Annotated in this window: 11 protein-coding genes; 7 read left to right on the top strand and 4 right to left on the bottom strand. The window is 71.9% G+C overall.

Features of this window, described 5'->3' with window-relative positions; translation table 11 throughout:
• Positions 1-62: 62 nt before the first annotated feature.
• Positions 63-1142, bottom strand: a complete 1080-nt coding sequence (locus IW249_RS22575) for a glycoside hydrolase family 19 protein (protein ID WP_196922585.1) — start codon at positions 1140-1142, stop codon at positions 63-65.
• A gap of 429 nt (positions 1143-1571) precedes the next feature.
• Here IW249_RS22575 and IW249_RS22570 point away from each other — a divergent pair, with 429 nt between their 5' ends.
• The 7 genes from IW249_RS22570 to IW249_RS22540 all read left to right on the top strand — a co-directional run bounded on the left by IW249_RS22570 (position 1572) and on the right by IW249_RS22540 (position 10598).
• A complete protein-coding gene (locus IW249_RS22570) occupies positions 1572-2594 on the top strand; it encodes a polysaccharide deacetylase family protein (RefSeq protein ID WP_196922584.1) in 1023 nt (340 codons plus the stop codon).
• 97 nt (positions 2595-2691) lie between these two features.
• A complete protein-coding gene (locus IW249_RS22565) occupies positions 2692-3651 on the top strand; it encodes an acetamidase/formamidase family protein (RefSeq protein WP_196922583.1) in 960 nt (319 codons plus the stop codon).
• 62 nt (positions 3652-3713) lie between these two features.
• Positions 3714-5132, top strand: coding sequence for a WGR domain-containing protein (locus tag IW249_RS22560; RefSeq protein ID WP_196922582.1), 1419 nt, complete (start codon positions 3714-3716; stop codon positions 5130-5132).
• 71 nt (positions 5133-5203) lie between these two features.
• The gene (locus IW249_RS22555) at positions 5204-6307 is read left to right on the top strand and encodes an endonuclease domain-containing protein (protein ID WP_196922581.1); all 1104 of its coding nucleotides are present in this window, start codon (positions 5204-5206) and stop codon (positions 6305-6307) included.
• Complete coding sequence (locus IW249_RS22550; RefSeq protein ID WP_196922580.1) at positions 6304-7017, top strand: hypothetical protein; 714 nt, start codon at positions 6304-6306, stop codon at positions 7015-7017. The genes IW249_RS22555 and IW249_RS22550 overlap by 4 nt, the downstream gene beginning before the upstream one ends.
• Complete coding sequence (locus IW249_RS22545; RefSeq protein ID WP_196922579.1) at positions 7014-10256, top strand: ATP-binding protein; 3243 nt, start codon at positions 7014-7016, stop codon at positions 10254-10256. Before IW249_RS22550 ends, IW249_RS22545 begins: the two co-directional genes overlap by 4 nt.
• 9 nt (positions 10257-10265) lie before the next feature.
• The gene (locus tag IW249_RS22540; RefSeq protein WP_196922578.1) at positions 10266-10598 is read left to right on the top strand and encodes a putative quinol monooxygenase; all 333 of its coding nucleotides are present in this window, start codon (positions 10266-10268) and stop codon (positions 10596-10598) included.
• Positions 10599-10655: 57 nt separating this feature from the next.
• Here IW249_RS22540 and pdxY read toward each other — a convergent pair whose 3' ends face one another.
• From pdxY to IW249_RS22525, 3 genes are all read right to left on the bottom strand, one after another.
• The gene (gene pdxY / locus IW249_RS22535) at positions 10656-11507 is read right to left on the bottom strand and encodes a pyridoxal kinase PdxY (RefSeq protein WP_196922577.1); all 852 of its coding nucleotides are present in this window, start codon (positions 11505-11507) and stop codon (positions 10656-10658) included.
• A 152-nt stretch (positions 11508-11659) separates the two neighbouring features.
• Complete coding sequence (locus IW249_RS22530) at positions 11660-12454, bottom strand: S1 family peptidase (protein ID WP_196922576.1); 795 nt, start codon at positions 12452-12454, stop codon at positions 11660-11662.
• Positions 12455-12605: 151 nt separating this feature from the next.
• Positions 12606-13622, bottom strand: coding sequence for a LacI family DNA-binding transcriptional regulator (locus IW249_RS22525; RefSeq protein ID WP_196922575.1), 1017 nt, complete (start codon positions 13620-13622; stop codon positions 12606-12608).
• Positions 13623-13665 lie beyond the last annotated feature (43 nt).

Below are 13665 nucleotides of genomic sequence, written 5' to 3'. Positions count from 1 at the left end.
CGGCCGCCGATCAGCCGGGCCTCGACTCCGTCCGGCGACGAACGCCGAGGCCCGGCCACGGATCAGCAGTAGAGGTTGGCTCCGGCGGACACGCCGAGGATGCCGACGAACTGCTGGTACCTGGTGACGCGGCTCTGCACCTGGGCGGGGTTTCCGCCGTTGCACTCGATCGAGCCGTTGATGCTGCGGATCGTCTGACCGAACCCGGCGCCGTTGACCATCGCATTGTGGGCGGTCATGGTGCCCGGCCCGTTCTGGGTCATCCAGTACCAGATACCGGTCTTCCAGGCCACCGAGGCGTCGGTCTGCACCAGCCACGGGTTGGTCAACAGCGGCAGGTTGAGGGCGTTGCCCGCGGCGTTGTAGTTGAAGTTCCAACTGAGCTGGATCGGCCCTCGCCCGTAGTAGGCGGCCTGCCCGGCGGGGCAGCCGTACGGCTGGCCGTAGTCGCAGTAGTGCGGGTAGTTCGCGGTGTTCTGCTCGACCACGTGCACGAGCCCGCCGGTCTCGTGGTAGACGTTCGCCAGGAAGGCCGCGGCCTCCTGCCGCTGGACCGTGGCACTGCCGGTGCGCGCGAACGCCGGGTAGGCGCTGAGGGCGGCGACGAGGCCGGAGTACGTGTAGAAGGAGTTCCGACCCGGGAACATCTGGTTGAACTGGGCCTCGGTGACCACGAAGCCGCCCGGGTTGGTGGGCGGCGGGCTGGTCGGTGGCTGACCGCCACAGGTGTAGGGCTCCCAGTACCAGGTGCTCACGACGGGGTCGTACCCCGGATTGTCGTGCTCGGCGATGTAGTAGGAACCGTTCGTGTACCTGACGATCGCCCCGGCGGCGTACCAGGTCCCGGCGGCCCAGTTCGGGTACGTGCAGGTCCCCCCGGTGGGCGGTGTGGTGCCCCCACCGCACGCGCCGAGGTCCTCCCAGACGCCGGTCGTGCCCGGCGGCGCCTCGTTCTGGGTCCACCACTTCGCCCGGTAGTTGCGGCCGTTGTGGGAGACCTGGGCGTCTCCCCAGTAGACGGCCGAGGCCTGCCACGATGCTGAGCAGGCCGCCGCCGACGCGGCGGTGGCCGGGATGACCGCCACCAGCCCACCGGCGACGATCAGTGCCGCCAGCGCGACCAGCGCGCGCAGTCTCGTCATGTGATCACTTCCCTCCTGGGACCTCACTGGCCGAACCCGAGTCGGATATCGACCGCAGTGACTGTAACATCTTCTGTTCACAATCTTTACTATTCCGTGCGGCCGCGCGACGATCGGCCCGGCGGCGGGCGGTCGATAATTCCGGCAGCTTTCCGGATCATGTCGAGTGCATACGCATCGATGTTCATGATCGAGACCCGCAGGTAGGCAGGAGTACCTGGCCAGACCCCGATCGGTTCTCTGCGTTGTTCCGAAGACGTTCCGGAACTTGTTGACGTGTTGGAATTCTCGCTGTAATACTCCGATCCACGGAGGTCAATGCAATCGGCTTCGTTGCGGTTTCGGCTCCACCTACCCACTCATCCACACCTGTCCGGACTGTGCTGCCCACACCGAGGGCGCGTCCGGGCCTGCGCGAAGGGGCACCAGATGAGCAGGCTCTTTCCCCGCACCGCCCTGTGGTCGAGGCGGTTGCGCGCGGCGCTCGCCGTCCTGGCCACCGCCGTCGCCATGTGCGGCGTCGTCCTCGCGGCCACCTCCACCCCGTCGAGCGCCGCCACCTGCAACGGCTATGTCGGCCTCACCTTCGACGACGGTCCGACCGGCAGTACCAGCGCGCTGCTGAACGTGCTGCGCACCAACGGCGTACGCGCCACCATGTTCAACGTCGGGCAGAACGTCCAGAACAACCGGTCGGCCGCGCAGGCCCAGGTGGCGGCCGGCATGTGGGTCGCCAACCACAGCTGGAACCACGCCCACATGACCTCCATGAGCCAGGCCCAGATGCAGTCGGACCTCTCCCAGACCAGCTCGGCGATCCAGTCGGCGACCGGCAGCCGGCCGGTGCTGTTCCGGCCGCCCTACGGCGAGACCAACTCCACGTTGCAGTCCGTCGCCTCGTCGCTGGGCATGCGCCAGGTGATCTGGGACGTGGACTCCCAGGACTGGAACGGCGCCAGCGTCAGCCAGATCGTGGCCAACGCGAGCCGACTCCAGGCCGGTCAGGTCATCCTGATGCACGACGGGATCCAGAACACCCGTGACGCGATCCCCCAGATCATGGCCAACCTGACCAGCCGCAACCTGTGCCCCGGCATGATCTCGCCGTCCACCGGCCGCGCCGTCGCGCCCGACGGCACGACCCCGCCGCCCACCACCACCCCGCCGCCCGCCGGCGGCACCTGCACCGCCACCGCGACGACCCCCAACGTCTGGGGCGACCGGTACAACACGTCGGTGACGGTCAGCGGCGCCAGCACGTGGACCGTGGTCGTGGCCATCACCTCGCCGCAGCGGGTCACCACCATCTGGAACGGCACCGCCACCTGGGACAGCAGCGGCACCGTCATGACCATGCGGTCCAACGGCAGCGGCAACACCTTCGGCTTCACCACGATGACCAACGGCAACAGCAGCGCCCGCCCACAGATCCGTTCCTGCACCTCGGGTTGACATCGCCCGGGTCGAGTCGTGCGCGGTGGGTGCGCCCGGCACCCACCGCGCACCGGGGCGACCCGCCGCGCGGACCAGCTGCCACTAGCCTGCACGGATGCGACACACCCTCATCCCGGGGGATGACAGCCTGCACGGTCACTTCTCCCCCGATTTCCCGCCGGTGCTCACCATCGACCCCGGCGACACCGTCACCTATCGCACCCTGGACTGCTGGTGGTCCTCCGGCCCGTACCCGGGCGGACCGAACCGGGACCGGCCCCGGGTCGCGCAGCACCGGCCCGACCACGGGCACGCGCTGATCGGTCCGGTCGCGGTCCGCGGTGCGCGCGCCGGCCAGACCCTCGCGGTACGCATCGACGCGGTCGTCCCGGCCAAATGGGGAACCACAGTGGCCGGCGGCTGGCCGAGCGGGTTCAACAAGCGCTACGGCGTGCAGGACCAACCGGTGGTGCACGCCTGGACGCTGGACCCGGTGACGATGACCGGCCGCAACCAGCATGGTCACGCGGTCGCGCTGCGGCCCTTCATGGGAGTGCTCGGCATGCCACCCGCGGAGCCGGGGCTTCACTCGACGATCCCACCGCGCCCCTGGGGCGGCAATCTGGACTGCCGGGACCTCACCGCCGGCAGCACCCTCCTGCTGCCGATCCCGGTCGACGAGGCGCTGTTCTCCGTCGGGGACGGGCACGCCGCGCAGGGTGACGGCGAGGTCGGCGGCACCGCGATCGAGTGTCCGATGGACGAGGTGACGTTGACCTTCGACGTGCGCGACGACTTCCCGGTCACCGGCCCGGTGGCCCGTACCCCCGACGCCTGGCTGACGCTGGGTGTCGGTGCGTCCCTCGACGACGCCACGTTCGCCGCCCTGGACTCGATGCTGACGCTGATGCAGCGGCTGCACTCCGTCAGCCGCGCGGACGCGGTGGCGCTGGCCAGCATCGCTGTCGACGTGCGGGTGACACAGATCGTCAACCAGACCGTCGGCGCGCACGCGGTGCTCCGCGACGACGCGCTGCGCTGGCCGGACGCCGGTTCTGTCGGGGGGCGCCGTTAGCGTGTGGTCACTGTCGCCGCGCCGGCCGGATCGCGCCGCTCGCTGACCCTCGGAGGCCCCCCATGTCCCAGGAGACGACCTACCTCGAACTGTCCGAAGTGGACGGTGCGCACAAGTTCTACGAGGTCATCGTCGACAACGCCACGCTGACGGTGCGCTACGGCCGGATCGGCGACCAGGGTCAGGTCAAGGCGAGTGCCTATCCGGACAACGCCCGGGCCCGGGCCGCCGCGGCGAAGAAGATCGGAGAGAAGGTCCGCAAGGGCTACGCGCCGGCGGTCCCCGGCGTCCGCCAGAAGCGCACAGTGTCGCGGCGGCAGATCGTGAGCACCCGCTCCACCGCCCACACCGCCCCGGTGCTCTGGCGCTACGACTCCGGCGCTCCCGCCTTCGGCATCTTCGTCGACGGGCGGCACTGCATGGTCGGCAACGAGCACGGAGTCATCACCACGCTCGACCACGACGCCCAGGTGCGCAGCCAGGTCCGCCTTCCCGACGGGGTCAAGTGCATCGTCGCGGACGACGCCTGGATCTACGCCGGCTGCGACGACGGCAACGTCTACGACCTGTCCGGCAAGGTGCCCCGCGTGGCGTACGCGATCGCCCCGGAGATCGACATCTACTGGCTGGACATTCACGACGGCGTCCTCGGCGTCTCCGACGCCGACGGCGGGATCACCGCCGTCGACCACGAGGACGAGTTCCTGTGGCGTCGCCCCGGGCGGGGGCGTTCGGCCTGGATGGTGCGGTGCGACGACGACGCCATCTACCACGGCCACTCGCAGGGCGTGACCGGCTACGAGTGGCGGACCGGCAGCGAGCTGTGGCACACCACTACCGGTTCGGTGCTCTTCGGCTGGCAGGAGCACGGCAGTGTGTTCGCCGGGACGAGCACCCGCGAGGTGGTGCGGCTGTCCAAGGCGGGTCGGCTCGAAGGCACCTACCGCTGCGACGCCCCGGTCTTCTCCTGCGCCACCGCCGAGGGCGGCCGGTACGTCTTCGCCGGTGACAGCCAGTCCTCGATCTACTGCTTCGACGCGGCGGGCACCCGCCTGTGGAAGCTCGGCACCGGCTGCGGCTCGGCGTACTCCATGCAGTACCACGACGACCGGCTCTACGTCGTCACCACCGGCGGCCACCTGGCCTGCATCGACGCCAGCGAGCCGGCGATCCGCGCGGCGCAGGCCGGCGACGTTCCCCAGGTACGCGACATCAAGGCTCCCCGCCAGGCGCCCCAGCCGGTGCAACCGACGATCGTCGAGGTGACCAGCGAATCGGGCGCGGGCATTGTCGTGCAGTGCCTGGACGATCGGGGGCGGTTGCGGGTTCAGGTGCTCTCCGACGGTTACCGGCGCGACTGGTCGGTGCAGTTCCCCAAGGGCATTCGCGAGCCGGGCGCCCGTTACCTGGTGGCCGAGGTGCGCGAGTCCAGCCGCGGTGGTTACTACCGCGCGTACGGCGACATCCGCCGGCTGCGCTGAGCGGCGGCGACCGCACCACCTCATAACGGAGGGGTCCCCGGTCGCGCCCGCCCGTGTCGTAGGGTGCCGCCATGGCGCACCCCGTCCGGGCCAACGGCGACGCCAACGGGGCCTGGTGGGCCGCCCCGCCGACGCGACGGGTGAGTCACCTGCCGGGTGTCGACCCGGAGTTGCTGCGGGTGGCCCTCGACCCGTTGCCACCGGCAGCGCCCGCGATCGTGCACTACCGGCCCACTGTGACAGGTCCTCTCGGCGACCTCGTGGACACACTGCTCGACCAACTGGACACCGCGGCCCTCGCGATGTTCCCCCGCTGGCTGACCGGGGCCGACCGTTTCGACAGCGAGGGCACGCTCGGCATGGCGGCGGTGCGGGCCCTCGCAGCCCGTACCGCCGCCCGCTCCCGGCACTTCGGCCCGTTCCTGGCCGACCTGGCCGAGCGTGGGCTGCGCGGCCCGCTCCGCCCCGCCGGCCGGTCCCGCTTCGCCCCGGGGGTACGCGCCGCCGGGCTCGCCCGGGTGATCGCCGAGGCGTACGACCGGGAGAGTTGCGTACTCGTCGTGGCAGTGCCCGACCTGGACGCCGACGCCGAACGGACGCTGGTGGCCGCCGCCGAGTGGCTCGTGCGGCACGGCGGCTTCACTGTGTGGTTGGCCGGCGGGCCGCTGCGCCACGCCGACCGGGTGCGCTCGGTGCCGGTGCCGCTGCCGGCCCGATTCGCCGGGCTGGCCAGCACGATCGAACGGATTCCGACCACCGCCGCCGAGCCGGGCTCGACGGTGCTGGCCTGGCCGCCGATCGCGGGCGTGCCCCGCGGTGACAGCGCCGCCGAGCAGGCGTTGGAACGCGCGCTCGCGCCGCACGACTGGGCGCGCGGCCGGCGGTGGAACCAGACCTACGAGTGGCACGTCCTGGGCGCCGCGTACCGACTGGATCTGTTTTGGCCCACGGAGGGTCTTGCGGTCGAGGTGGACGGCCCGGAGCATCGTGGGCGAATCGCTTTCGCCAACGATCGGCGGAGAGACGTGCAGCTGCAACTCCTCGGGCTGGACGTGCTCCGCTTCACCAACGAGCAGGTGCTCACCGACGTGCCGGCGGTGGTCGACGGGATCCGTCGGCTGCTGGCCCGGCGACGCGCGGGCGGCACGTACCCCCACGGAGATGAGACATCATGACGAGCCCGGCGGACGTCCCGCACCTGACGCCGAACCAGATCAACGCCCTCGTGGTGCTGATGGTCGAGGCGCGCCGACTCACCAACGTCGAGCTGAAGGAGCTGGCCGGCTTCACGCTGACCGGCAAGGACAACACGAAGCTCGTCGACCTGGGCCTGGTCGACACCGATCGGACGCACCGGCCGTTCGCCCACGAGCTGACCGACGAGGGCTGGCGGGTGGCACGTCGGCTGCACACTGCCGCACCGCCGAGGCCGGGCGGCTCGACGACCCGGTCGCTGTTCGTCGTGTTGTCCAACCTGCACCGTTCGCTGGACCGGCTCCGGGTCAGCCACGGCGACTTCTTCAAGCAGACCGAGGCGACGGCCCCGACGGACGGCGAGCCTCGGCGCGAGGCACCGGCACCCACGGCGGCAGCACCCGCAGCGGCGGCACCCGTGTCCGCGGCGGAGGTGGAGGCGCTGGTTCGTTCGGCGTACCGGGAGCTGGCCATCGCGCCGGGGGCCTGGGTCGGCCTCGCCGACGTCCGGGACCGGCTCGCCGACACCGACCGGGCCGCACTCGACGCGGCGTTGCGGGCGATGGTCGGCCGGGAGGACGTCCGCATCATCCCGGTGGCCAACACCAAGTCGCTGACCGCACGGGACCGGGCCGCGGCCGTCCGCATCGGGAACGAGGACAACCACGCCCTGGCGATCGGCCCGGCATGATCTCGGACGACCAGCGGACCGCGCTGGAAGCGGTCAGTCTCAACCCGGCGGTCACCCCGGACGACGTCTGGCGACCCAGCCCACACAACGTGCCGGAGCTGCACGAGAAGGTGGCCGCGGAGATCCTGCGCGGGGTGGCGCGGGCCCGCACCGACGACACGAGCATGCCGCTCGGCGTGGCCATGCAGGGCCGCGCGGGCGCCGGCAAGACGCACCTGCTCGGGGCGGTCCGCGAACAGATCCAGCGCGACGGCGGCTACTTCTTCCTGGTCGACATGGTCAGTGGCAAGACGTTCTGGGAGAGCGTCGCCCTGGCCCTGGTGGAGGGAATGGGCCGCCCGCACGTCGGCTGGGGCACCCAGCTGAAGACCTTTTTGCGTCGACTCACCACCCAGCTCGGCCTGCCGCTGGAGGTCCGCGACGCGGTCGCCGGCGCCCGACCGGTGACCCGCGCGCAGCTCGACACCTTCATCTGGGCGCTGCGCGAGCGCGATCGGGAGGTCGGACGGGACGCCCAGGACACCGCTCGGGCGCTCGTCCTGCACGGCGCCGTCGACTTCGAGGCACAGGACGTCGGCTACGCCCACCTGATCTCCGAACCGGGTGACCCGGCCGCGCGGGCGGCGTGGGGGTTGAGCGCCGCGATCCGCACCCCGCAGCAGGTCGTGCAGGACACCTCCCGGTTGATGGCGCTGGCCCTGGACCCCACCGTCATCGCCGTGGACCAGCTCGACACGCTGTTCGCCCAGACCAGCACCTCACTGCTCAACCAACATCAGGGGCTGGAGGACGCCCAGGCAAAGGTGCTCGGCCCGATCGCCGACGGCCTGCTCAAGCTCCGCGACATCACCCGCCGCACGCTTGTCGTCGTCTCGTGCCTGCCGGACACCTGGGTGCTGATGACCCGCGCGGCACCCACCCCGGTCGCCGACCGCTTCCGTACGTCGACCCTGCCGGACCGGATCCCCACCCCGGAGATCGGGCAGGCGATCGTGGCGAAGCGCCTCTCCGCCGCGTTCGCGGGAATGTTCTTCGGGCCACCGCACCCCACCTGGCCGATCGCCCCCGCCGCCTTCACCGACGCGCCCACCCTGACGCCACGCGCCCTGCTCCGCCGGGTGGACCGCCACATCGCCTGGTGCCGTGATCGCGATGAGGTGGTCGAACTCGACCGGCTCATCGACGGCGCCGAGTCGACGCCGACGGTGGGCACCGTCCGTGGCGCTTCCGCCGACCCGGCGACGGACGAGCGCCGCCTGCACGAGTTGGACGCGCGCTTCGCCGACCTGGTCGAGGCCGCGGACGTGTCGGCCGCCGTCGACCCGGCGGGCGAGGACGAGCACATGCCGCGGCTGCTCGCCGCCGGCCTGGCCGCGTGGATCGCCGAGCAGGCGCCGACCGGGGCCACCTACAAGTACGATCCGCCGCCCGGGCGCAAGCCCGCGCTGCACGGGCGGCTGATCGAGGTGCTCGACGAGGCCACCGAGAACGAGGCGCACTGGTGTTTCCGGGCGATCGCGCACTCGAATGCCGTCGCCGTCACCGCCCGGGTCAAGGCCGCGTGCACCCTCGCCGGGTTGGACCGGGACCTGCCGCAACGGCGGCTGATCCTGCTGCGCAACGGGCCGTGGCCGACCGGGAAGCGTACGACCGAGGTGTTGACCGGATTCGACGCTGCCGGCGGCCTGCGGTGCGCCGTGTCGGAGGCGGACCTGCGGGTCTTCGCGGCGCTGGGGGTGATGGCGGCCGAGCCGTCCACGGCGTTGCAGGAGTGGCTGGTGGCCCGCCGCCCGGCCAGCGGAACCGACCTGTTCCGCGCGGTCCTGCCCGGGCCCGACGGCACGCGCGGGGATGCCCCGCCACCGACGCCCGACGACGACGAGCCACCGTCGGGCGCCCCCGAGTCCGACCCGGCAACCGCGCCGGCCGTCTACGTCCCAGCTGGCGCGTCGACCGGTGCGGCCGCCATACCCGCCGACCCCACCGACCTCGTGGTCGCCGAGGGCGGTCGGGTCGTCGGGCTGGGGCGGACCGTCGACGGCAATCACCCGTTCACGGTTCCCCTGGAGTCGCTGCGCCGCCACGCCGTGGTGTTCGCCGGGTCCGGCTCGGGCAAGACAGTACTCATCCGCCGGCTGGTCGAGGAGTGCGCCCGCGAGGGGGTCTCGGCGATCGTGCTCGATCCCAACAACGACCTCGCCCGGCTCGGCGACGCGTGGCCCGAGCCGCCGAGCGGCTGGGGTCCCGGCGACGCCGAACGCGCCGCCGACTACCTCGACCACACCGAGGTGGTGGTGTGGACGCCCCGGGTCACCGCCGGTCGGCCGCTGAGCTTCCAGCCGCTACCCGACTTCACCTCCCTGCGGGACTGGCCCGACGAGTTCGACCAGGCCGTCCGCTCCGCCGTGGAGGCGCTCGCGCCCCGGGCCGGTGTCGACCGGTCGAGCAGGCTCGCCCAGCAGGGCAAGGCCGTCCTCACCGAGGCCCTCCAGGCGTACGCGCGAAGCGGGATGGTGGGCCTGCCCGGCTTCACCGAGTTCCTCACCGACCTGCCCGAGGGGGTCAGTCGGCTGGCCCGCGCCGGGAAGCTCGCCGAGGAGTTGGCCGAGGCGCTCAAGGCGGCGATGGTGACCGACCCGCTCTTCGGCGGGGTCGGCGCGCCGGCCGACCCGGGGCTGCTGCTGACGCCGTCGGCGGGGCGGCGGGCCCGGGTGTCGGTGATCAGCTTCGTCGGCCTCACCTCCGACCAGGAGCGGCAGAGCTTCGTCAACCAGTTGCAGATGGCGCTCTTCGCGTGGATCAAGCGGCACCCCGCCGGTGACCGACCGCTGGGCGGGCTGTTCGTGATGGACGAGGCGCAGACGCTCGCGCCCTCGACCGGCACCACGGCCTGCACCGCCAGTTCGATCGCGCTGGCCTCGCAGGCCCGCAAGTACGGGCTCGGCCTGGTCTTCGCCACCCAGGCGCCCAAGGGGTTGCACAACCAGATCTCCGGCAACGCGACGACGCAGTTCTTCGGGCTGCTCAACGCGCCGGCGCAGATCGACGCGGCCCGGCAACTCGCCGAGGCCAAGGGCGGCCGGCTACCGGACATCGGCCTGCTCAACAGCGGTGAGTTCTACGCCGCCGGGGAGGGGTTCTCGTTCGTGAAGGTCCGCACCCCGCTGTGCCTGACGCACCACCCGAAGGCGCCATTGACGCCCGAGGAGGTCGTCACCCGCGCCCGCCCGGCTGGGTAGCCTGGTGCCATGATCTTCATTACCGCGAAGTTCCGGGTCCGGGCCGAGCACGCCGACCGGTGGCCGCAGATCGCCGCCGAGTTCACCGAGGCGACCCGGGCGGAGCCGGGCTGCCTGTGGTTCGACTGGTCCCGCAGCCTTGACGATCCGACCGAGTACGTGCTGGTCGAGGCGTTCCGCGACGACCAGGCGGGCGCGGCCCACGTCCAGTCCGACCACTTCCGCAGGGCCCAGGAGACCCTGCCGCCACACCTGGCCGAGACGCCGCGGATCGTGAACGCCACAGTGCCGCAGGAGGACTGGTCGCTGCTCGGCGAGATGGCCGTTCCCGAGGGCCGCTGACCACCGCCGCTCCGCGACCGCCGTCAGCGCAGCCGTTCCGCGGTCCGCGGCCCGCCGTCAGCGCAGGCGGCGGGCGGTGAAACGAGTCGGCGGGTCGGCGATGACGTCCTGCGCCGCGATCAGCTGGATCTCCCGGGTGCCCGCCGCGAGAGTGGCCTCGAGCACGGCGTAGACCGAGGCGATGGTGCGTTCCAGCGCGGTCGCGGGTGAGCCGGTCGTCCACAGGTGCGCCAGGTACAGCGCGGCGGTGACGTCGCCCCCACCGTTCGGGTTGATCGGCAGCAGCGGCGTGGTCACCGCCCAGGCGCCCTCGTCGGAGACCGCCACCACCTCCAGCGAGTCCGGCGGCAGGTCGCCGTGGAGCACGCTGGTCACCAGGACGTGCCGTGGCCCTGTCGCGCGCACCACGTCGACCGCGTCGAGCACCTCGGCCAGCGAGTTCGTCGTACGGCCGGCGAGGAAGTCCAGCTCGAAGTGGTTCGGCGTGATGATGTCCGCGCGGGGCACCACGGTGTCCCGCAGGTACTCCGGAATTCCCGGCCGGACGAACATGCCCCGACCGGCGTCGCCCATCACCGGGTCGCAGCAGTACACCGCGGCCGGGTTGGTCGCCTTCACCGTTGCCACCGCGTCCAGGATCACCGCGCCCATGGCCGGGTCGCCCTGGTAGCCGGAGAGCACGGCGTCGGCGGTGCCGAGGACACCGCGGTCCTGGATGCCCGCGATCACCTCCGCCACGTCCGCCGCCGGGAGCAGCGGGCCCCGCCACGCGCCGTACCCGGTGTGGTTGGAGAAGTGCACAGTCAGGACCGGCCAGACCTCGTGCCCGAGGCGTTGCAGCGGAAAGGCCGCCGCCGAGTTGCCGACGTGACCGTAGGCGACCGACGACTGGATGGACAGGATCTTCACCGGCCCATCATCGCCGCTGCGGCCGGCGCCGCCGGGACGGCCCGCCGTTTCTGTCGGGTGGCCCACTCGCCGCCCACCCGCCGCCCACCCGGCGGACGGCACGGACGGGCGGCCCGGACCGTGTCGTCCGGGCCGCCCGAGCTGTCGTACGGTCAGCCGCCGAGGCTCGCCGCGGCCGAGGCGATCGACGAGGCGAAGTAGCTCACCTGGGTGTAGACACCCGGGTAGTTGGGCCGGGCGCAGCCGTTGCCCCAGCTGACGATGCCGACCTGGATCCAGGCGTTGCTGGCGTCGCGGCGGAACATCGGGCCACCCGAGTCACCCTGGCAGGTGTCGGTGCCGCCGCTGGCGTAGCCGGCGCAGATCTCCTGGGCGGGGATGAGGTCCCCGCCGTAGTTGGCGTTGCAGGTGGAGTCGCTGACGAACGGCACGTTCGCCTTGAGCAGGTACCGCTGCTGGCCGCCGCCCTCGCGCGCGGCGCCCCAACCGGCCACGGTGAAGGTGCCGCTGTCGTACGCGGTCGTGCTGGCGATCGGCAGCGTGCTCAGCCCGGTGACGGGGCTGGCCAGCCGGATCAGCGCCCAGTCCCGGCCGGCGCCGTTGTAGCCGGGAGCACGGTAGACGTAGTTGGACCGGACGGTGATCCGGCTGGACGACTGGAGGTCGACCGTCCCGAGCGTCGCGGTGATGCTGGTGTTGGTGCCGGTCGAGCCCACGCAGTGCGCGGCGGTGAGCACCAGCCGGGGGCTGTACAGCGCCCCGCCGCAGCCCATCGAGAGACGCACCATGAACGGGAACTCGCCCTGAGCGGCGCGGGTGCCGCCGACGACGTTCGGCGTCACGGGGCTGTCGGCCGCGGCGGCCGGCGTGGTGAGGGTGAGGCTGGCCGCGGTCACCGCGGTCAACGCGGTGGCCAGCAGGCCAGTGAGGGTACGCCAGCGAACCATGCATTCCTCCGCATCAGGGTGGCACGCCTCGTGAGCGCACCGCAGTCGAGATAGCGGTCATCATATTGAGGTTCGTGGATCTAGCGGGTCATCCTCTCTGGGTCGTACCACCGGCGTTATGGATCTCGCCCGGTGTGCGGGCGACCGGTGGTCAGGCCGCTGGCGTGCCGGTGCTCTGCCGGCGCAGAAGCCGGAACGGTGTCTGCACGGTGAGCGGCCCGGCGACCTCCGTGCCCTCGATGCGAGCGACGAGGCGGCGCACCGCGAGACGGCCGATCTCCCGCTTGTCCGGGGCGATCGTGGTGAGGGTCGGGGCGGTGAACCGCCCTTCCTCGATGTCGTCGATCCCCACCACAGCGACGTCCTCGGGCACCCGGTGACCGGCCTCGGCCAGCGCCCGCAGCGCGCCGATGGCGACCAGGTCGTTGTATCCGAAGACCGCGTCCGGCGGGTCACCGAGGGCGAGCAGGTCACGCATGGCCCGCATGCCGTCGAGCCGACCGAACGCGTCGGTGCGGGCGACCAACCGTGGTCGGTACGGCAGGCCGGCGGCCGCCAGGGCCTCCCGGTAACCCCGGACCCGCAGGTGGGCCGACTGCCGGTCACCGCCCGGCGTGGCGCCGATGAACGCTATCCGGCGACGACCGATCGCCACGAGGTGCCGGATAGCGGCGTGGCTGGCGGCCACGTTGTCGATGGCGATGTGGTCATGCGGCACGTCGTAGACCCCCTCGCCGATCAACACGAGCGGGCTGCCGGCCGTCCGGGCCAGCACCTCCTCCCGACCGATGCGCACCGGGCTGAGGATCAGGCCGTCGATGATCCGCTGCCGGGAGCCGTCGAGGAGCGCCAGCTCCGCCTCCCGGTCCGCTGCGGTGTTCTCCATGACGAGCGTGTAGCCGAGCGCGGCGGCCTCGGAGATGGCGATCTCGGCGAGTTCGGCGAAGTAGGGGTTGGTCAGTTCCGGGATGGCCAGGGCGATCAGGCCGGTACGGCCCCGGCGGAGGTGCCGGGCGCCGAGATTCGGGCTGTAGCCGAGTTCGTCGATCGCCTGCTGCACCCGCTGTCGGGTCCGCTCCCCCACCGGCCGGTACCCGTTCACCACGTTCGAGACCGTGGCCAGCGAGACGCCGGCGCGCTGGGCGATGTCCTTCAGGTTGACGCCCATCCCCAACCTTTCGCGAGTTCGAGCGGGCCGGCCGACCGGGCAT

The organism is Micromonospora vinacea (assembly GCF_015751785.1).
Lineage (GTDB): Bacteria > Actinomycetota > Actinomycetes > Mycobacteriales > Micromonosporaceae > Micromonospora > Micromonospora vinacea.
The sequence above is the reverse complement of the archived record's forward strand: the minus strand, read 5'-3'. Positions and strand labels throughout refer to the sequence as shown.

What these genes read in the sequence shown, in the direction of transcription:
- IW249_RS22575 (WP_196922585.1), bottom strand. Translation starts at nt 1,142, where the DNA reads ATGACGAGACTGCGCGCGCTGGTCGCGCTGGCGGCACTGATCGTCGCC.
- IW249_RS22570 (WP_196922584.1), top strand. Translation starts at nt 1,572, where the DNA reads ATGAGCAGGCTCTTTCCCCGCACCGCCCTGTGGTCGAGGCGGTTGCGC.
- IW249_RS22565 (WP_196922583.1), top strand. Translation starts at nt 2,692, where the DNA reads ATGCGACACACCCTCATCCCGGGGGATGACAGCCTGCACGGTCACTTC.
- IW249_RS22560 (WP_196922582.1), top strand. Translation starts at nt 3,714, where the DNA reads ATGTCCCAGGAGACGACCTACCTCGAACTGTCCGAAGTGGACGGTGCG.
- IW249_RS22555 (WP_196922581.1), top strand. Translation starts at nt 5,204, where the DNA reads ATGGCGCACCCCGTCCGGGCCAACGGCGACGCCAACGGGGCCTGGTGG.
- IW249_RS22550 (WP_196922580.1), top strand. Translation starts at nt 6,304, where the DNA reads ATGACGAGCCCGGCGGACGTCCCGCACCTGACGCCGAACCAGATCAAC.
- IW249_RS22545 (WP_196922579.1), top strand. Translation starts at nt 7,014, where the DNA reads ATGATCTCGGACGACCAGCGGACCGCGCTGGAAGCGGTCAGTCTCAAC.
- IW249_RS22540 (WP_196922578.1), top strand. Translation starts at nt 10,266, where the DNA reads ATGATCTTCATTACCGCGAAGTTCCGGGTCCGGGCCGAGCACGCCGAC.
- IW249_RS22530 (WP_196922576.1), bottom strand. Translation starts at nt 12,454, where the DNA reads ATGGTTCGCTGGCGTACCCTCACTGGCCTGCTGGCCACCGCGTTGACC.
- IW249_RS22525 (WP_196922575.1), bottom strand. Translation starts at nt 13,622, where the DNA reads ATGGGCGTCAACCTGAAGGACATCGCCCAGCGCGCCGGCGTCTCGCTG.